Genomic DNA, 565 nt, shown 5'->3' with positions numbered 1-565 from the left:
TGCGCGACTGAAACTGCCGGTGCTGGCGGCCTCAAAATCGCTGAGACGTTCCCGGAAGGCCGGGGCAGCCCGCATGGATGCGGGCTGAGGGCCGTGTTTTGCACGGACGCTGCCTCGGCCCGACCCGCAGCCTGCAGGGATAAGTCGAAGGCACCACGCAGTGGCGATTTTGCTGGCCGGAGCCCGGGGGTACAGGGGGCGGTGGCGACTGGCCGCCCCCTGTGCGCTCCCTGCGCCATAAGAGACATAACGCAGAAGATCAACCGGGAGCGCAATCTGCCCGGAATTAACATAGAAGTTGTAGCCCTGCCAAACATAGTGCGAACAGGGACATTTCCGGTTGTGCCGTTATTTCGCCGGGTGGCGGCAACGCCTTACCCGGCCTACAACGACTGCCGGGCAATCCGACTCGGACGACGACTCAACCCTGCGCGGCGTCGATGTCGTCAAACACCTGCTGCGCCAGATGCATCGTGGCATTCGCCGCCGGCAGCCCACAATACAGCGCAGAGTGCATGATCAACTCTTTCAGCTCATCGCGGGTGACCCCGTTGTTAAACGACGC

1 protein-coding gene is annotated in these 565 nt (G+C 62.8%); it reads right to left on the bottom strand.

From position 1 onward, the window contains the following. Positions 1-421 precede the first annotated feature (421 nt). Positions 422-565 (bottom strand): carboxymuconolactone decarboxylase family protein (locus CW267_RS29890; RefSeq protein ID WP_206054995.1); only part of this gene is annotated, 144 nt, incomplete at its 5' end.

The sequence above is a fragment of the Klebsiella sp. X1-16S-Nf21 genome (assembly GCF_002837615.1).
Lineage (GTDB): Bacteria > Pseudomonadota > Gammaproteobacteria > Enterobacterales > Enterobacteriaceae > Klebsiella > Klebsiella variicola.
Note: the sequence above shows the minus strand (reverse complement) of the source record. Positions and strands in the feature narration are given on the sequence as shown.